The 17,927-nt window shown below is 60.1% G+C and carries 13 protein-coding genes; 10 read left to right on the top strand and 3 right to left on the bottom strand.

Annotated features, from left to right (window positions below):
• Positions 1-1,855: translocation/assembly module TamB domain-containing protein (locus Q0Z93_RS05720; protein ID WP_298063589.1), on the top strand; the 1,855-nt coding region annotated here is incomplete at its 5' end.
• Between the two features lie 1,033 nt (positions 1,856-2,888).
• Here Q0Z93_RS05720 and aroB read toward each other — a convergent pair.
• From aroB to Q0Z93_RS05705, 3 genes are all read right to left on the bottom strand, one after another.
• Entirely contained in the window at positions 2,889-3,950 is a 1,062-nt protein-coding gene (gene aroB, locus Q0Z93_RS05715; protein ID WP_298063587.1) for a 3-dehydroquinate synthase, read from the bottom strand.
• Positions 3,951-4,947: 997 nt separating this feature from the next.
• Complete coding sequence (locus Q0Z93_RS05710; RefSeq protein ID WP_298063586.1) at positions 4,948-6,558, bottom strand: alkaline phosphatase family protein; 1,611 nt, start codon at positions 6,556-6,558, stop codon at positions 4,948-4,950.
• A gap of 27 nt (positions 6,559-6,585) precedes the next feature.
• The gene (locus Q0Z93_RS05705) at positions 6,586-7,542 is read right to left on the bottom strand and encodes a GSCFA domain-containing protein (protein WP_298063585.1); all 957 of its coding nucleotides are present in this window, start codon (positions 7,540-7,542) and stop codon (positions 6,586-6,588) included.
• A 365-nt stretch (positions 7,543-7,907) separates the two neighbouring features.
• Between Q0Z93_RS05705 and hisG the strand changes: the two genes are divergently transcribed.
• From hisG to metK, 9 genes are all read left to right on the top strand, one after another.
• Positions 7,908-8,759 (top strand): ATP phosphoribosyltransferase, encoded by an 852-nt coding sequence (hisG, locus tag Q0Z93_RS05700; RefSeq protein WP_298063584.1) that lies wholly within the window; start codon positions 7,908-7,910, stop codon positions 8,757-8,759.
• Between the two features lie 734 nt (positions 8,760-9,493).
• A complete protein-coding gene (gene hisD, locus Q0Z93_RS05695) occupies positions 9,494-10,804 on the top strand; it encodes a histidinol dehydrogenase (protein WP_298063583.1) in 1,311 nt (436 codons plus the stop codon).
• A gap of 48 nt (positions 10,805-10,852) precedes the next feature.
• On the top strand, positions 10,853-12,499 hold the full coding sequence (gene hisC / locus Q0Z93_RS10135) for a histidinol-phosphate transaminase (protein WP_363291532.1): 1,647 nt from the start codon (positions 10,853-10,855) through the stop codon (positions 12,497-12,499).
• A 464-nt stretch (positions 12,500-12,963) separates the two neighbouring features.
• Positions 12,964-13,557 carry an imidazole glycerol phosphate synthase subunit HisH gene (hisH, locus tag Q0Z93_RS05680; protein ID WP_298063582.1) on the top strand — a complete coding sequence of 198 codons (594 nt, stop codon included), beginning with the start codon at positions 12,964-12,966 and terminating at the stop codon, positions 13,555-13,557.
• Complete coding sequence (gene hisA / locus Q0Z93_RS05675) at positions 13,554-14,285, top strand: 1-(5-phosphoribosyl)-5-[(5-phosphoribosylamino)methylideneamino]imidazole-4-carboxamide isomerase (RefSeq protein ID WP_298063581.1); 732 nt, start codon at positions 13,554-13,556, stop codon at positions 14,283-14,285. Before hisH ends, hisA begins: the two co-directional genes overlap by 4 nt.
• On the top strand, positions 14,267-15,025 hold the full coding sequence (hisF, locus tag Q0Z93_RS05670) for an imidazole glycerol phosphate synthase subunit HisF (RefSeq protein ID WP_298063580.1): 759 nt from the start codon (positions 14,267-14,269) through the stop codon (positions 15,023-15,025). The genes hisA and hisF overlap by 19 nt, the downstream gene beginning before the upstream one ends.
• A 92-nt stretch (positions 15,026-15,117) precedes the next feature.
• Positions 15,118-15,729 (top strand): bifunctional phosphoribosyl-AMP cyclohydrolase/phosphoribosyl-ATP diphosphatase HisIE, encoded by a 612-nt coding sequence (gene hisIE, locus Q0Z93_RS05665; protein WP_298063579.1) that lies wholly within the window; start codon positions 15,118-15,120, stop codon positions 15,727-15,729.
• Between the two features lie 164 nt (positions 15,730-15,893).
• A complete protein-coding gene (locus Q0Z93_RS05660) occupies positions 15,894-16,058 on the top strand; it encodes a hypothetical protein (RefSeq protein ID WP_298063578.1) in 165 nt (54 codons plus the stop codon).
• A 482-nt stretch (positions 16,059-16,540) separates the two neighbouring features.
• Positions 16,541-17,770 carry a methionine adenosyltransferase gene (metK, locus tag Q0Z93_RS05655; protein ID WP_298063577.1) on the top strand — a complete coding sequence of 410 codons (1,230 nt, stop codon included), beginning with the start codon at positions 16,541-16,543 and terminating at the stop codon, positions 17,768-17,770.
• The last annotated feature ends 157 nt before the right edge of the window (positions 17,771-17,927 follow it).

Here is a 17,927-nt window from a genome sequence, read left to right as displayed (position 1 = left end):
GTTTGCGGCTTCGACGCCGGAGGGGGTGAGGCCGGTCACGGGGGTCTACGACAGCGGGCGGAAGCGGTATCGGGTGGATTGCGATTTCCCGAGGTTCGATATGCATTTGCTGGAGCCGCTGTTGTCGGGTATCCTGGTGGATACGCGGGGGACGGCGCGTACGAAGTTAGTGGTGACGGGAGGGCCGGAGGGGGGGCCGGTGCTGAACGGGACGATCGACGTGGATCGTTACGAGGCGACGGTGGCTTATACGCGGGCGAGGTATACGCTGGCGGGGCCGGTGACCGTGCGGAACAACCGGTTTGAACTGCCGCCGGTGCCGGTCTCGGACGGAAACGGGGGGGGCGGCACGATCTCGGCCTGGCTCGACAGCGAATATTTCAGGCACCTGAGGTATGGGGTCAAGGTCGATTTCCGAGACTTCCTCTGCCTGAACACCACGGCGGGGGACAATGCGGATTTCTACGGACATATTTACGGCACGGGGGCTTTTTCGGTGTCGGGAGACGACGCCGAGACGGCGCTTGACGTGCGGGCGGAGACGGCGCGCTCGTCGACTTTCGTGCTGCCGCTCTCGGATGTGTCGACCATCTCGGAAGCGGATTTCATCACCTTCGCGCGACCCGAGCGGGAGCAAAGTCCGGCCGACCGGGTGGAGTCGTTTCGCCGGCGGCTGCATCGCCCGCGCAGACAGCGTACCAAGAGCGAGCTGAATGTTTCTTTGAACCTGTCGGTATTACCGAACACGGAGTGCCAGATCGTCATGGACCCCCGGCTGGGGGATGCGATCAAGGGGCGGGGCAACGGCCGGTTCCGGATGAACATCGTGCCGGATCGGGAGGTGTTCACGATGGACGGACAGTACGACATTTCGGAGGGGACGTACCTCTTCACGCTTTACGGGGTGCTGGCCAACAAGTATTTCGTGATCCAGCCGGGCAGCTGGATCCAGTGGACGGGCGATCCGGCGGATCCGTTAGTGAATGTCGACGCGGTGTACCGGGTGCGCACGTCGCTGCGGCCGCTGCTGGGGAACGCGCAGGGGGGCGGCGCGGGAAACGGCAATGTGAATGTGAACTGCGGGATTCACCTGACGGAACATCTGTTCAACCCGACGATCCAGCTTTCGATCACGGCGCCGGGAGCGGATCCGGAGACGAAAAACCTGCTGCGGAACCTGCTCAACACGGAGGAGGCGACGACGATGCAGTTCGCCTACCTGATGCTGTCGAACAGTTTCATGCCGGACGACCAGACGAATGCCATCGGGACGATGAGCGGCTCGCTGGCGGGGATTGCAGGCATGGAGTTCCTCTCGAACCAGATCAGCAACCTGATTTCGGGCTCGAATTACAATATCCGCTTCGGCTACCGGCCGTCGAGCGACCTGACGTCGGAGGAGGTGACGTTCGATGTGGGGGCGGACATTATCGCGAACAAGTTGTCGGTCGAGGTGGGGGGAAACTATGATGTGGGGCAGCGGGGGGCGTACCAGGTGACGAACAATCCGCTGTCGGTGGACGGTTATGTGACGTGGGTGCTGAATAAGTCGGGGTCGCTGAAGGTCAAGGGGTTCACACGGACGATCGACCGGTTCGACGAGTCGCAGGGGTTGCAGGACAATGGGGTGGGGGTCTATTACCGGCAGGAGTTTCAGAGCTGGAAGGATCTCAAGGAGCGCTACCGTCGCTGGCGGGAGACGGTGCGCCAGAGGCGTGCGGTGCGGCAGCAGGGGCGTTTCGAGCGGCGGCAGGGGCGTTTCGAGCAGCGGCAGCTGAAAAAGGATAAGGGGGACTCTCCAGTGGTTCCGGCTGCGGATTCGCTGGCTTCGGTCGGCAATCAACCGGTTCTGTGACCAGTTTCCTTTCCTCGGATTCGCATTCTTTTTCGGTTCCGCGGCCGATGTCTGCGGATTCCCTGGCTTCGGTCGGCAATCAACCGGTTCTGTGACCGGTTTCCTTTCCTCGGATTCGCATTCTTTTTCGGTTTCGCGGCCGATGTCTGCGGATTCCCTGGTTCGGTCGATACATTGCCGATTCTGCGGCCAGCTTCTTCGGATTCGCATTCTTTTTCGGTTTCGCGGCTGGTGCGGGATTCGGTTCCGGTCTGTGCGGAATGGCCGGGCAGTGGCGGATAGGGCTATTTAGCACCGTGCTGTCTGAAACCGTAGGTTTATTTTGCACTGTGCCGGATGGGACCGTACCTTTTCTGAAGAAAAGGTACCCAAAAGACTTTCAGATAGCTGCGCTACTCCTTAGGCTCCGCAGTCCTCTTGCATTGAACTTTCTTTGGGGGCGTGGCAATAGCGGGCATAAAGCACGGTACTCAATAAGCCCGCTATTGCTCACACCCCAAGAGAATCGAAGTCAAGGGTACCCGGCAGGTTCAAGAGATGCGTAAGCATCTCAAAAAGTTTGGCTGCGCCTTCCTCCTGGCGCCTCGGCCATTCGAGCAAGCTCGACGGCTCTCGCCTGCTGTGTCGGTTTTCTGGTTCTCGCTAACTGCGCTCCGCTTGTTTTGCCTCCGGCTTCCTCGCGCTACCTCGGCATAGTCCGCCAGCGGCCTCTGCCCTCGGAACGCTGCTCGGTTTCTCCTCGCCGCTCACTCTATGCAGGGCAGAGGCGGCCCGGTTCGAGTGTCGAGCGGCACTTGGCAACGTCGGTTGTTCACAAAGAGAACAGTACCCTCCCGAACACGTACAATAAAACTACGGCTAATATAAAGCGATACGCAGAATCGCAGAGATAACTATTCCGCAGTAAGCATATCCGACACAGGATCAGATACTCGGTAATGCCGGTTTTCCCGTTCTGACAGCGACTTGCAGAAAGGCGATTGCCCCTCGTCTTGCATCGACGGAGAAACGTTCCGCAAACAACGTCTCCGTTTTATAGAATATCCGCCGCCAGAGCATCCAGTTCCTTCAAGGTCATCCGCCGCCGTATCGCCCGACCGATGCCGTCCATCAGCACGTAGTCGATTTCGGCGGCTTCGCGTTTTTTGTCCGAAGCTGCCGCCGCCAGCAATTGGGCCGGAGTCACTCCCGTGTCCGGCGCAACGGCGGTAGGCAGACCCATCGCGTCGACCACTGCAACGATCCGCTCTTTTTCCGAAGCCGACAACAGCCCCAGCTTATGCGACAGCCCGGCTGCGATGCACAGTCCGATTCCCACCGCCTCGCCATGCAGGTAACGGCCCGTGCATTTTTCGACCGCATGGGCGAAAGTGTGCCCTAAGTTGAGGAGTCTGCGTTCGCCCCGCTCGGTTTCGTCCGCCGCCACGACCGCCGCTTTCAGTGTCACGGACACCGTGATGGCCCGGTGCAACAGCTCCGCATCTGCGGTAAAGCTGCCGAACGTATGGTTTTCAAACAGGCCGAACAGCTCGGCGTCGCGGATCAATCCGCACTTGATGACTTCCGCCAGCCCCGCCCGCAATTCCCTCTCGGGCAGCGTGGCGAGCATCCCCTGGTCGCACAGCACGAAGTCCGGCTGGTGGAAAACTCCCACGATATTTTTGTATCCGTCGAGATTGACCCCGTTTTTGCCGCCCACGCTGGCGTCCACCTGCGCCAGCAGCGAAGTGGCCACGAATCCGAATCCCGACACGCCGCGCATATAAGTCGAGGCGACGAATCCCGTTATATCGGTCACGATTCCCCCCCCGACACCGACGATATACGATCCGCGGTCGGCTCCTAACTTCAGCAGCTCGCGATAGATATAGCCGACCGTTTCGAGTGTCTTATGGGTTTCGCCGAGGCCGATCACCACGTGCGGGTATCGTCCGATCAGTTCCGGATAGGCTGCTTCCAGATTCGGATCGGTGATGACCACGGACCGCCGTCTTTCGAGCAGGCTGTCCAAACGGGGCAGGGCGTCTCCGATCACGATGCGGGAAGGCGATTCGGGCCGTCCCGCGCGGGGTACGAGAATCTCTTGTGTCGTCATACTCGCAAAGTTATCATTTTTCCCGACTTTGTACGTACCCGAAGAGAACCGTCCCTACTTCGTTTTGCTCGCGCTATTTCGGCACAGTCTGCCAGCGGCCTCTGCTCTCGAAACGCCGCTCGGTTGTGAACAAAAGTTTTTGGTGCCGCTTTTTGCAAAAGCGGCAGTCCCTTCCAGCACAATACAAAATAATCATAGGTTTTATTGTACGTACCTGCATAGAACTGTTCCTTTTGTGAACAACCGACGCTGCCAGCAGTGCCGCTCGGCACTCGAACCGGGGCCTCTATCCTGAATAAGGTGAGCGGCGAGGAGGAACCGAGCAGCGTTCCGAGGGCAGAAACCGCTTGCGGGCTATGCCGAGGTAGCGCGAGGAAGCCGGAGGCAAAACAAGCGCAGCGCAGTTAGCGAGAACCAGAAAACCGACGCAGCAGGCGAGCGCCGTCGAGCTTGCTCGAATGGCCGAGGCGCCAGGAGGAAGGCACAGCCAAACTTTTTGAAATGCTAACGCATCTCTTGAGCCTGCCGGGTACCCTTGTCTTTGATCTTTTTGGGCCGGGAGCTATAGACCGCTTTATTACTCCTCAGTTCGACCTCGCGCCCACCCCCTAAGGCTGAGTAAACTCCCGGTCGGAGTGCCCGGCGGCACCGCGGAGGTCGGCGGTTCAAAAGAACCACAATATTAAGAGCGGTTTATTGCCCCGGCCCAAAGCAAACGCAATGCAAGAGGGCTGCGGAGCCTAAGGAGTAGCGCAGCTATCTCAAAAGTCTTTTGGGTACCTTTTAGAATCGACGCTGCCAGCGAGAGCAGAGCGGGCTTGCACGCTTTGCCGAGCGGCGAGGAGAAAAACGAGCGGAGCGAAGTTAAAGAGAACAGTTCCCTCAAACAGGGTGTGTACAATAAACCCTACGATTTAAACGTCCCTTCAGCCTCGCCCCGCCGATTCGCTTCCGCCTCTCGCAAAACCAACCCCCGCCGACACCCGAAACACACCGCCTACTTGGTCAGGATCTCCGAGATCGGCCTGCCCGTCGCCGCCGCAGGCGGAGCAATCCCCAGTATGTCTGCAATCGTCGGCGCCACGTCCGACATATCCACATCATGCTCCACATCCGTATTCCCCACCACGCCCCCGAACCAGATCAGCGGCACATGAGTATCATAATTATACGGCGATCCCGAGTCCGAAACCTTTCCCTCCGCATACTCGATCCAGCCCGGCATCAGATTGATCATCACATCGCCCGAATTGCGCGGGAAATAACTGTTCTGCATCCGCCCCAATACCCCGCCCGTGAAATGGCCGTTCTGCAAAGCCGTCGCCGTCACCGCCTGCGACACCCCACTGAACTGGATCGCAAAATTGGCCACCCGATTCTGAATATCCTCTAACTGATGCTTCTTTTGGTACAGCAGACCGCGGTTCAGGTAAATCTGGCGGTTCTCGAACTTCAGCAACCAGTCGCCCGGCCCCAGCTGCGCCCCCAGGAATCCCGAGATGATCGCCTCGAACTGCCCGTTGTCGAACAGGCCCACCGGCATCCGGCTGTCGGCCCGGATCGGATCCGACGCCCCGTGATCCGAAGTCAGCACCACCAACAGCCGGTCACGCCCCACCTGCGTATCCAGGAAACCGAGCAGAGCCGCCAGATCCTCGTCCAGCCGGTAATAACTGTCCTCCAGTTCGATCGACCCCGTACCATACTTTTCGCCGATATACCGCGACGCATCGAAAACAAGATTCAGAATATCCGGCGCATCATCGTTTCCCAACCCCTCGTAGATGATCGCCTGCACCGCAAAATCCTTGACCAGCGTATTGCCCGCCGGCGAAGTCCGCAAACGGTCGTAGTCATACTTCTTGCGCGTCAGGAAATCGAAACTGATCCCCCGGGACGAATCGACCGAAATATCCGTGTATTCTTCATTCCGGTAAGCCTTCAAAGGCCGCGAGATTTCCCACTTCTGCGCCGAATAGCCCACCACCGAGCCATCATCGTTGAACTTCTGCACCCACTTGGGCAGCGCCGAAACATAATAATTGCTCGTCACCCACCGTCCGTTCTTGCCGTTGAGCCAATAGACCGCATCCGCCGAATGCCCTCCCGTCACCACCGCCGACACCGGATCGAGCGCCACGCTCACCACCTTTGAATCCCGGGACGCCATCTTGAGCTGATCCCCCACCGCACCGGCGATCAGGCCGCGCGGCGAATACTGTCCGTCGTACTCGTCGCTTCCCACCGTAAATGCCTTTTTGTCCGCCGCCAAGTCGATGACCTCGCCCGTGGTGTAATTGAACCACCGTTCGCCCACCACCCCGTGCATGGACGGATTGGTGCCCGTAGCGATCGTGGCCAGCCCCGATCCCGTCCGAGTCAGGGCATAGTCGTATGCCGCCCGCGTACACAAGGAACCTTCGCGCACCAGCGTGTGAAATCCCTTCTCACCGAAATTGTCGGCAAAACGGAGCAAATAATCGTATCGCATCTGGCTGACCACGATCTGGACCACTAACCTCGGTTTGTGGCGGCTGATAGCCGACGCCGCACGGGCCGCCGGCATGATCGCCGCGGCCAGCAGGAAAATGAAAAGTCTACGGAACATAATCTTCACCAAGTTCAAACGGCAAATTTAGCCAAAAAAACGCAGCTCTTCCGAAAAGTCGGCGTTTTTGTACCGCTGTTGCAGGCTCTCCGCTTTTTGCCGCATTTTGGCCCGGAACTGCACGTATTCCGGCGATTCGGGATGCAGCGGCCGGTGGGCCATCGCCCTTTTGAGACCATCGGTCTCCGCAATCAGTTCCGCCGCCTCCGGCGCAAGCATCGAGGCGGCAAACCGTTCGCACACATACTCCGTCGCCCGCGGCGACGGATGGCACATGTCTTCCGCATAAAACCGGTAGTCCCGCAACTCGCCGGTCACGATCTCGTAAGCCGGGAAATAATGCACCCGCCCCGGAAAAAGCGAGGCCAGCTCGTGCACCGCCACGATCAGCGAAGATTTGCTCAACTGGTTTTCCACTAACCCGTCGCCGCGGTGAACCGCCGGGCTGACGGTCAGCACGATCTGCTTGTCCGGCCACCGCCCGATCTGTCCGGCCAGCCGTTCCACGATCTCCGCCACCGTCATCCGCCGCCGCACGAACTCTCCGGCCGGCAGTTTGTGGCAGTTGGCCACCACGCTGCCCTGCCGCTCGTAGACCCATGCCGTGCCGAGGGTCAGCATCAGGTAGGCCGCTTCCCGCAGAGCCTTGGCGCCTGCCGCCAATGCGGCATTGATCCGGGTCAAGACCTGCTCGGGATCTGTCCCCGAGAAGTCGCCGTGATGTCCGAAGCTGTGCCACAGCCCCCGGTGCTCGAAAAGATCGCTCGGGGAAAAAGGAATGCCCGCCTCCAACCGTTCCAATGCCTGCGCGATGCTGGCGGGGTTGTAGAGCACGCCGAACGGGTTGACGCAAACGGGCAGTTTGCCGTCCCGCAGCCAGCCGCCGACGTGCTCGGCAAAGCAGGAACCCAGCACTAACCCCTGCTGCGAAGAGGTGATACGGAAAGAGGTTTCGGGTATGTCTACGGGTGTTCGGAATTCCATCGTCATAAACTTGGCTGCGACCCGCAAGGGCCGTCGTCCCCGGCGGCTGCGGGAGTGGGTGCCGAAGGCGAATGATCGGTTCTCCAAAGATACGCCTTTTCGGGAGCCTTGCGAAAATTCCCGCCCCGAAATTTGGAAAACCGGAAATAATCCCTACATTTGCCCTTGCAAATTATGATTCAGAACACGCATATCCGTCACGGGCTTCACCATCATCAGGACGATGAAGGGGAACAGACGATTTTTTGCCGTGATCTGCATATGGACGCTTAAACAACTGCATAACACACCTTAAAAAAGCCTGTTCTCCGCAAGAAGGAAGAACAGGCTTTTTTTTCATACTTAACGAAACAAACGACATGCACATGATACGCATTGCACTCCAGTCGAAAGGGCGGCTCAACGAAGAGAGCCTCGGGCTGCTGGCCGAGGCGGGCATCGGCATTGAGCCGAGCAAACGCAAACTGCTTTCGCGCTCCGATGATTTTCCCATCGAAATTCTCTACCTGCGCGATGACGATATTCCGCACGCTGTCGAACGCGGGGTGGCCGACATCGGCATCGTGGGGCTCAACGAGTACGAGGAGCGGCAATGCGGGGCGACGGTCGCCCATCGGCTCGGTTTCGGCCGGTGCCGTCTCTCGCTGGCCATTCCGAAAGGTGACGATTACTCCGGTGTCGCCTATTTCGACGGCAAACGCATCGCCACGTCTTACCCGGTGATCCTGAGCCGGTTTCTGACCGAAAGGAATATCCGGGCCGAGATCGAGGAAATCGCGGGCTCGGTGGAGATCGCTCCGGCGGTGGGATTGGCTGATGCGATTTTCGATATTGTCAGCAGCGGGGGAACGTTGGTCTCCAATGGGTTGAAGGAGGTCGAGACGGCCATGCAGTCGGAGGCGATCCTGATCGCTACGCCGGGGCTGGCCCCGGAGAAGCAGGTGCTGCTCGACCAGCTGTTGTTCCGCATCGAGGCGGTGGAGCGCAGCCGGGGCAAGAAGTATATCCTGATGAATCTCCCCACCGACCGCATTCCGGAGGCGGCGGCGATTCTGCCGGGGGTCAAGAGTCCGACGATCCTGCCGTTGGCCGAGGCGGGCTGGAGTTCGATGCATGCGGTGGTGGACGAACGGGTGCTGTGGGACAAAATCGAACGGCTCAAGGCGATCGGGGCGGAGGATATTCTTGTGCTGGCGTTAGAAAAGATGATATTATAGTTCATTTTTTGCCTCGAGCCGGGTGCCGCAGGACACTTGAGCCGGGCAGGAACTACCACCAATCCCCGCAGCTGCGGTCTCGTTTTATTAACCGTATTTTATCGCCTCGGCCGGCGGGGCTTTCTCTCCTGCGGAAAGCACTGTGGGCGTTCCCACGCCGGAGGTAGAGATTTTTCCTCTCCTCCCGCTCATGCCGCGGGGGCACTTCATTTCTTTTGTCAGCAAAAGAAACGAAGCAAAGAAAACTGCCTCCAGCCGGTTTCGCCTTGTCGGGCGTCCGCGCGTCCTGCGCGGCCCCCTCAAGGCAAAACACGACGCTTCCGGAAAGGCTTTCGTGTGCGGAGAAAGACGGTTCGACCGTGATCTCCCGATGACGACCAGGAGCCACTCCCGGCGGAGGGTGCCGCTCGGCACACGAGCCTGGCTGGAATTACCCTAAATGCCTCCGCTGGCTCCGAGTCATATACATGTTTTCGGAACTGTACTTGTCTCGAGCTCCGGTGAAAATCCGGTTCGTAGAACCGGGCGGGCTGTAGCCGCGCGCTGGCGGAAATCCTGTTCAAAGCAATTCATGCTTTTGAACGATTTCCTGCTCTATCCGTCGCGCGCGGTGTCGGTGCCGCTTGGCACTCGAATCGGGGAGTTTGCACCGCCTTAACCGGAGGGTACTGCCCTTACGCCGAGCGGCACCCGGCTCGAGGCCATAAAAAACGAACCGTTAAAAGACCATATGTATGAAAACCTATATCCATCCGCCGCGCGACCGGTGGGCAGCCCTGCTTGCCCGACCGTTGCAGCGGGAGAACGACTCGATCCGCAGACAAGTCGAAGAGATCGTCGAACACGTCAGACAGCACGGGGACACCGCCTTGCGCGAGCTGTCCAGCCGGTTCGACGGCGTGGAACCGACCGGGCTCGCCGTAACGGAAGCAGAGATCACGGCAGCCGACAGACAACTGTCCGACGAACTGAAAACAGCGATCCGACAGGCCCGCGAAAACATCGCAGCTTTTCACGCCGCCCAGAAAATGGAGCCGGTTCGCGTGGAAACTAGGCCCGGCATTCAGTGCGAGCAGCGCAGCGTGCCGATCCGCAGCGTCGGGCTCTATGTCCCGGGCGGCAGCGCCCCGCTGTTCTCCACCGTGCTGATGCTGGCAGTTCCGGCGCAGATTGCGGGATGTCGCGAGATCACCCTCTGCACGCCGCCGCGCAAGGACGGCACAGTGGCTCCGGAAATCCTCTGGACAGCGCAGCTTTGCGGCGTGACCCGCATCTTCAAAGTCGGCGGGGCGCAGGCGATTGCAGCGATGGCATTCGGCACGCAAACCGTTCCGAAAGCAGACAAAATCTTCGGGCCGGGCAACCGGTATGTCATGGCAGCCAAACAGCTGTTGGGGCTGAGCGCCGTGGCGATCGACATGCCCGCCGGGCCGTCGGAAGTGATGGTGCTGGCCGACGACACGGCGCGGGCGGAGTTCGCAGCCGCCGACCTGCTCTCGCAAGCCGAACACGGGCCGGACAGCCAGGCGATTTTAGTGACGACCTCTGCCGCATTGGCAACGGCTGTTGAAACGGAAGTGCGGAAACAGTTGGCACGACTGGGACGGGCGGAGATCGCAACCCAGGCTTTGACCGAAAGCCGCATTTTCGTGGTGGGGTCGGAGGCCGAAATGGTGGCGATGGCGAACCTTTACGCAGCGGAGCACCTGATCGTAGAGACGGCGGAGCCGGAGGCCGTTGCGGAACAAATCGAAAATGCGGGGAGCATTTTTCTGGGCCACTATTCGCCGGAGAGTGCGGGGGATTACGCTTCGGGGACGAACCACACGCTGCCGACGAGCGGCTGGGCGGCGGCTTACGGCGGCGTGAACATAGACAGCTTCTGCAAAAAGATCACCCTGCAACGGCTGACGGAAGACGGGCTTCGGAATATCGGGGCGACGGTGGAACGCATGGCCTCGGCCGAGGGGCTGGATGCGCATCGGAATGCGGTGAGGATTAGGCTGGACGCCATGAATCACCCCGAAAAGCCGGGCTGCAACTAACCCCGACTCCGCAGGCTGCGACCGAAAATAAACGACAAAAGAAAGACCATGGAAATCACATCGCTTTTCCGCGAGAATATCAGACAGATGGCCCCGTACTCGACGGCCCGGGACGAATACCAAGGAGAATTAGGCATTTACCTCGATGCCAACGAGAACCCGTTCGACAACGGTTTCAACCGCTATCCGGATCCGCACAACAAGCGGATCCGGGCTAAAATCGCCTCGATGCGCGGCGTGCCGGCGGATCGGATTTTCGTGGGGGGGAATGGCAGTGACGAACCGATCGACCTGCTGTTCCGCGTCTTTTGCGAGCCGCGGCAGGACGAAGCCATTTCGATCGCGCCGAGCTACGGAATGTACCGCGTGGCGGCCGAGACCAACTGTGTCAGGCTCGTCGAAGCGCCGCTTTCCCAGGACTTTGCGCTCGATTCGGCGGACTTCCTGAGCCGGGTGACCCCGCAGATGAAACTGGCGTTCCTCTGCTCGCCCAACAACCCGTCGGCCAATCTGCTCGACCCGGCGGAGGTCGAAAAAGTCATTCGCGGATTCAGCGGAATCGTCGTGCTGGACGAAGCCTATATCGACTTTGCGGAACACGAAGGTTTTTTGCCCCGGCTGGCGGAGTTCCCGAACTTGGTGGTGCTGCAAACGCTGTCGAAAGCGTGGGGGATGGCGGGAATTCGGATCGGATTCGCGTTCGCCGCTCCGGAGATCGTGGCGGCGATGGAGCGGATCAAGTATCCGTATTCGGTGAACGTGATTACGGAACGGCTGGTGCTTCGGGAGCTGGAGCGCGAGGCGGTGCGGCGGGAACAGATCGCGGTGCTGGTCGGCGAACGGAAAAAATTGGTCGAAGCGTTGGAACGGATTCCGCTGATCCGGCACGTTTTCCCTTCGGACGCCAACTTCGTCCTGGTGCGGGTGGACGAACCGCGGGAGGTTTATGACCGGCTGATCGGACGGGGGATCATCGTGCGCGACCGGTCGCGGATCGCGGGTTGCGAGGGGTGTCTGCGGCTGACGGTGGGGACGCCGGAAGAAAATGCCGCCTTGACCGATGCGTTGCGGAACATAGACAGGCCGTTCTCGGGGCCGGTCCCCGTCTTGTCGCCACGGCGTTGTGCGACCGTGTCGCGGCGGAGCCGGGAAACGGAGATTACGGCGACGCTGGACCTGGACAACACGACCCCGTCGCATATCTCTACGGGTTTAGGCTTTTTCGACCACATGCTCGACCAGATCGTGCACCACGGAGGCTTCTCGCTCCAGCTGACCGCCGCCGGCGACCTGAACGTCGACGAACACCATACCGTCGAGGACACGGCGCTGGTGCTGGGCGAGGCGTTTTCTTTGGCGCTGGGCGACAAGCGGGGGATCGGGCGGTACGGGTTCGCGCTGCCGATGGACGAGAGCCGGGCGCTGGTGCTGCTGGACTTCGGGGGGCGGATCGCCACGCGGTGGGATGTGAAACTGAAGCGGGAGCGGATCGGGGATGTGCCGACGGAGATGTTCGAGCACTTTTTCGACAGTTTTGCCCAGGCGGCGCGCTGCAATCTGCATATCGCGGCGCGGGGACGCAACGAGCACCACAAGGTGGAGGGAATTTTCAAGGCTTTCGCGCGGGCCCTCAGGATGGCGGTGGAGCGCAAACCGTTGGATTTCGACCTGCCGAGCTCCAAAGGGATGCTGTAATACTTTGCGCTGCATAGCCTCGCTTGTCCCGCCGGGGTCACCCGGACGCCGCCCGCGCAGGGCAGACGAAACCTGTACGGATGCGCCGCGCGCACTGCTAACGTAGGAAAGACCGTTTGAAAGCCGTGAGGCTTTCGGAATGGATTTCCGTTAGCGCGCGGGCAAAACAGCATTGCGATAGAAACGACGGCACCCGGCAGCTTAGCAAAACGGCCTTGCAGGACCGCGCCCGCCCGGCGTGAGGACAGTCCGAGACCAATTGCGGAGAAGCTCCCGCAACGGCAGACCCCTAATTCGGCTATGCAGGGCCGCGCACTAACGGGCGGGCCTTCCTCCGCGGAGGCCCGGTGCCGCTCGGCACTCGAGCCGGGCTGTAACTACCCTAACTCCGCTGGCTGCGACCCGAAAACGAAAAAACAGGAAACGACCGGCACGCGGAAAACAGCACAAGCAATTAAATATTTATGGTAACGATCATAGACTACGGCACCGGCAACCTGCGCTCCGTGACCAACGCATTGGCACGCCTCGGCGCGGATTACATACTGACCGCCGACCCGGAGGCGATCCGGCAGGCCGAACGCGTGCTGCTGCCGGGCGTGGGCGAGGCGGCTACCGCTATGCGGATGCTGCGCGAGAAAGGTTTGGCCGATACGCTCCGCAACTTGACCTGTCCGGTACTGGGAATCTGTCTGGGGATGCAGCTGCTGTGCACACACAGCGAGGAGGGGGACACCGATTGCCTCGGCATTTTTCCGAACCGCGTGCGGCGTTTCTTTTCGGGGAGTGCGGGCGGCGGCTTGAAAGTGCCCCATGTGGGATGGAACTCGATCCACAGCTTGAAATCGCCGCTTTACCATCATATCGCAGAGGGGGAATATGTCTATTATGTGCACTCCTATGCGGCGGAAATCAATGCGTGCACCGCAGCGGCGACCGACTACGGCGGATGGTTCAGCGGCTCGCTGCACCAGGACAACTTCTACGGCTGCCAGTTCCATCCCGAAAAAAGTGGCGCGGCAGGCGGCCGGATTTTAGCAAACTTTCTTTCGCTATGAAAATAGAGATCATACCCGCCATCGACCTGATCGGCGGCCAGTGCGTGCGGCTGACGCAAGGGGACTACGACCGGAAGACCACGTATGGGGCCGATCCGGTGGAGATCGCGCGGAGCTACGAGGCGATCGGCGTGCGGCGGCTCCACGTGGTGGATTTGGACGGGGCAAAAGCCGCCGCGCCGCAGAATATAGACACGCTGCGCAAGATCGCGGCGGCGACGAAGCTCGACGTGCAGTACGGCGGCGGGATCAAGAGCGGCGAGGCTTTGGAGGCGGTTCTGGCGGCGGGGGCGAACCGTGTGATCTGCGGCAGCGTGGCGGTCACGGCGCCGGAACGGTTCGAGGAGTGGATAGCGGCTTACGGGGCGGAACATATCGTACTCGGGGCGGACACCAAGGGGGGAAAGGTGGCGATCAACGGCTGGCGGGAGGCGGCCGAGACGGATGTGCAGACGATCGTGCGGCGGTTTGCGGCGCGGGGACTGCGGCAGGTGATCTGCACCGACATCTCGCGCGACGGGATGCTGGCGGGGCCGAACTTCGGCCTCTATGCGGCTTTGCAGACGGAGTTCCCGGGGGTGGAAATCACCGTCAGCGGAGGCATCGCGACGACAGACGACTTGGTGCGGCTCGATGCGATGGGGCTGCGCAGCGTCATCGTCGGCAAGGCGATTTACGAGGGGAGGATTACGCTTAAAGAGTTGGAAAGATGCTTGCAAAACGGATAATTCCCTGCCTCGACATCCGGGACGGGCAGACGGTCAAAGGGATCCACTTCGAGGGGTTGCAGAATGTGGGCGATCCGGTGGAGCTGGGGCGCCGATATGCGGACGAGGGGGCCGACGAATTAGTCTACTTGGACATCAGCGCGACGGTCGAGGGGCGGAAGACTTTTTCGGAACTGGTGGCCCGGATTGCCCGCGAGATCGACATCCCGTTCACGGTGGGGGGCGGCATTTCGACAGCAGAGGATGCGGGGGCGCTGCTGCTGGCGGGGGCCGACAAGGTGACGGTGAACAGTGCCGCAGTGCGCGATCCGGGGCTGATCGACGAGATCGCGGGACGGTATGGCAGCCAGTTCATTGTGGTGGCGGTCGATGCCCGGATGGACGATGCGGGGCGCTGGGTGGTGACCACGCATGGGGGACGCACGCCCACGGAGCGGGAGCTGTTCTCGTGGGCGCGCGAGGCGCAGGAGCGGGGGGCGGGCGAAATTCTCTTCACGTCGATGAACCACGACGGGACGAAGAGCGGCTACCCGTGCGAGACGTTCGCGCGGCTGGCTTCGGAGCTGTCGATCCCGATCATCGCTTCGGGAGGGGCGGGCACGGTGGAGCACATCGCGGAGGTGCTGACGGCGGGACGGGCGGATGCGGCGCTGGCGGCTTCGATTTTTCACTACGGCGAGATTCCGATCCCGGTGCTCAAGCGGGCGTTGCATGAGCGGGGGATTGCGGTGCGCCTATAGCGGCCTCCGACGGATATTGGAGCGCCCCGACTTTCCGCCTGTGCGGAAAGTCGGGGCGGACATTCGACAAGTAATTAAAAAACAGATACATTATGACACCGGACATCGACAAGTTGGATTTCTCGAAAAACGGCGACGGGCTGCTGCCGGCCATCATCCAGGACGACCGCACGCTGCAAGTCCTGATGCTGGGCTACATGAACCGGGAGGCTTACGAAAAGAGCCTCGCGGAGGGACGTGTGACGTTCTACAGCCGCACGAAACGGCGGCTCTGGACAAAGGGCGAGACGAGCGGCAATTTCCTGAGTATCTGCTCGGTGTCGATGGATTGCGATGCGGACACGCTGCTGATTCGGGTCATTCCCGCCGGGCCGGTGTGCCACACGGGGAGTGCGAGCTGCTTCACGGAGTCGCCCACGGAGACGGAAGGGTTCATCCGTTATTTGCAATCGGTGATTCAGGGACGGCACCAGGAGATGCCGGCGGCTTCCTACACGACGAAACTTTTCGAGCGGGGGATCAACAAGATCGCGCAAAAGGTGGGCGAAGAGGCGGTCGAAACGGTGATCGAGGCGGTGGCGCAGAACAAGCCGGATTTGATTTACGAAGCATCGGATCTGGTCTACCATTTGCTGGTGCTGCTGGAGGCGAACGGCCTGTCGCTGGCTGATCTTGAAAAGGAACTGGCCCGGCGGCACAAATAGGTTTCGGGCCGGGAATAGGTGTCCCGCCTTATCCGGCGGCACCGGGAGACCGCTTGGGCCGGGATTTTCCGGAGCCGGGGTGTTTCGTTTTTCGGTACCCGCCCGGTTTTGCACGCTATTTGCAAAACGGTCAGACATCGGATGTTCAACTAAAACTCGATGTCATGAAAAACGAAAAGAAGGCGAGAGGATGCCGCTCCTGCGAAAAAGATTTTGAACGGCAAGTGAAAAAGACCGTGGACGCAGTGGAAAACTACACCGAAAAAGACCACGAGAAAAAAGAGGCCGAAGTGGAAACCGCTTTCGCTTCGGACGAACGGAAAAAGTAGGCCTTCCGAGGCTGTCCGCAGCCTGCGCCCGAGGGAAATCGGCGCGGGAGCTGTCGCCAGAAGCCGATCCGCCCCTTGGGGGCGGATCGGCTTCTTTGACCTGGGGCGAACCGGCGGAGCGAAACAGTCCGGCAAGACAGACGAACGGGGAATGGCAGCCTTTCGTCCTGGCGGATCGAAGTGGACTGTTTTTTCGACCGGGGCCGGCGCCGTGTCGGATGCGGCCGATCTGTTCCGATTTTGCAACGCGCTCGGCTTTTTTCTGCGAAATCGGAATCTGAGGAACTTCTTGTCTGCAATAATTCGTATCTTTGTGCCGTTCGCCACAGCGAACTGAAGACCCGTGGAAAGATTTGGTAGATTGCAACCACGCGAAAAAATGCTAAAGCACATTCTTCTCCCGATGCGGTTTCCTGCGCTTTCCGACATTTTTCCCCGGTCTGTTCGGCGGCGGTAATACAAACATCTAAACATACAGTACTATGGGATACTTGTTCACATCGGAATCCGTTTCGGAAGGACACCCCGATAAGGTGGCCGACCAGATCTCGGACGCCATTCTCGACGAATTTCTCCGCCGCGACCCGGAGGCCAAGGTGGCTTGCGAGACGCTTTGCACTACGGGGCTGGTCGTGGTCAGCGGCGAGGTCAAATCCAATGCCTATGTCGATATTCAGCATACGGTGCGCGGGGTGATCGAACGCATCGGTTACACCAACGCGGACTATATGTTCGAGGCCCGTTCGTGCGGCGTGCTGTCGGCGATCCACGAGCAGTCGCCGGACATCAACCAGGGGGTGGAGCGGGCCGACCATGACGAGCAGGGGGCGGGCGACCAGGGGATCATGTTCGGCTACGCTTGTCACGAGACCAAGGAGCTGATGCCGGCTTCACTGATGCTGTCGCACATCCTGCTGATGGAGCTGGCGGATATTCGCCGCGAGATTCCGCAGAACGGGGGAACGGTGATGGGCTACCTGCGCCCGGATGCCAAGTCGCAGGTGACGGTCGAGTACGGCGACGACCACCGGCCGAAGCGGATTCATACGATCGTCATCTCCACCCAGCATGATCCGGAGGCGACGCAGGAGCAAATCGAGGCTGATGTGCGCAACATCCTGATCCCGCGCGTGCGGCGGACGCTCGAACGGCGGGGCAATAAATTGCTGCTGAGCTTGTTGCATGACGATTACATTTTGCATGTCAATCCGACGGGCAAGTTCGTGATCGGGGGGCCGCACGGGGATACGGGCTTGACGGGGCGCAAGATTATTGTGGACTCTTACGGCGGCCGGGGTGCGCATGGCGGCGGGGCGTTCTCGGGCAAGGATTCGTCGAAGGTGGATCGCTCGGCGGCATATGCGGCGCGCCATATCGCCAAAAATATGGTGGCGGCGGGTATTGCGGAGGCGGTGCTGGTACAGGTGGCGTATGCGATCGGTATTGCGGAGCCGGTGAGTGTTTTCGTGGATACTTTCGGGACGTCGAAGGTGGCGCTGACGGATGGGGAGATTGCGTCGAAGGTGGCGGAGCTGTTCGATCTGCGTCCGGCGAAGATTGTGGAGCGCTATGGACTGAAAAAACCGATTTTTTCGCCGACGGCGGCGTATGGACATTTCGGCCGAGAACCGTATGTGGAAAATGGAATCCAGTTTTTTGGCTGGGAAAAACTGGATGAGGTGGACCGGCTGCGTGTCGCTTTCAAACTCTAACTATTAATCGTTCGTTTAATCTTTACCCTACTGTGAGTGACTGTTCTTTCTTTGAAAAGAAAGAACCAAAGAAACTTTCAGATAGCTGCGCTACTCCTTAGGCTCCGCAGTCCTCTTGCATTGCGTTTTCTTTGGGGTGTGGCAATAGCGGGCATAA

Source organism: uncultured Rikenella sp., from assembly GCF_947628055.1.
GTDB lineage: Bacteria > Bacteroidota > Bacteroidia > Bacteroidales > Rikenellaceae > Rikenella.
This window is presented reverse-complemented; position numbering and strand designations above follow the sequence as displayed.

Bases quoted from the DNA above. Each gene is read 5' to 3' on its own strand.
- aroB (WP_298063587.1), bottom strand. From the start codon at position 3,950: ATGACGACACAAGAGATTCTCGTACCCCGCGCGGGACGGCCCGAATCG.
- hisF (WP_298063580.1), top strand. From the start codon at position 14,267: ATGCTTGCAAAACGGATAATTCCCTGCCTCGACATCCGGGACGGGCAG.
- Q0Z93_RS05705 (WP_298063585.1), bottom strand. From the start codon at position 7,542: ATGGAATTCCGAACACCCGTAGACATACCCGAAACCTCTTTCCGTATC.
- Q0Z93_RS05660 (WP_298063578.1), top strand. From the start codon at position 15,894: ATGAAAAACGAAAAGAAGGCGAGAGGATGCCGCTCCTGCGAAAAAGAT.
- Q0Z93_RS05710 (WP_298063586.1), bottom strand. From the start codon at position 6,558: ATGTTCCGTAGACTTTTCATTTTCCTGCTGGCCGCGGCGATCATGCCG.
- hisD (WP_298063583.1), top strand. From the start codon at position 9,494: ATGAAAACCTATATCCATCCGCCGCGCGACCGGTGGGCAGCCCTGCTT.
- hisH (WP_298063582.1), top strand. From the start codon at position 12,964: ATGGTAACGATCATAGACTACGGCACCGGCAACCTGCGCTCCGTGACC.
- metK (WP_298063577.1), top strand. From the start codon at position 16,541: ATGGGATACTTGTTCACATCGGAATCCGTTTCGGAAGGACACCCCGAT.
- hisC (WP_363291532.1), top strand. From the start codon at position 10,853: ATGGAAATCACATCGCTTTTCCGCGAGAATATCAGACAGATGGCCCCG.
- hisIE (WP_298063579.1), top strand. From the start codon at position 15,118: ATGACACCGGACATCGACAAGTTGGATTTCTCGAAAAACGGCGACGGG.
- hisG (WP_298063584.1), top strand. From the start codon at position 7,908: ATGATACGCATTGCACTCCAGTCGAAAGGGCGGCTCAACGAAGAGAGC.
- hisA (WP_298063581.1), top strand. From the start codon at position 13,554: ATGAAAATAGAGATCATACCCGCCATCGACCTGATCGGCGGCCAGTGC.